At 62.9% G+C, this 437-nt stretch carries 1 protein-coding gene; it reads left to right on the plus strand.

Translation table 11 applies throughout. The annotated features are described in order from the left end of the window. Positions 1-287: ribonucleotide-diphosphate reductase subunit beta (locus tag AC1DKZ_RS33060; protein WP_476997984.1), on the plus strand; the 287-nt coding region annotated here is incomplete at its 5' end. Positions 288-437 lie beyond the last annotated feature (150 nt).

The raw sequence follows: 437 nt of genomic DNA on the forward strand, positions 1-437 counted from the left end.
ACGCGTTCGAGCACGCCATCGCGCTGGAAACGCGCTGGACCGGCGAGGTGCTGGACGGCATCGACGGCATCGACGTGGACGAGATGATCCGCTACGTGAAGTACCGCGCCAACAAGATGGCCGGCATGCTCGGCATCGAGAAGCTCTACAGCGATACCAACGTCAACGTGATGCCGTGGATCAAGGCCTACGCCGACAATTTCACCGAGACCAAGACCGACTTCTTCGAGATGCGCAACGCCAGCTACAAGAAGACCAATGCGGACAATGGCTTCGACGATCTGTGAGCCGCCCATGCGCATCCTGATGGCCTATGCATCGTTGAGCGGCAACACGCGCGAGGTGGCGCGGCGGGTCGCGGCACGTTGCCAGGCAACCGGCCACTCGTTGCAGCTGCTGGACGTGGACGGCGATGCAACCGCCGCACTGGCGCAGCC

The sequence above is a fragment of the Bacillus sp. 05T21 genome (assembly GCF_056396785.1).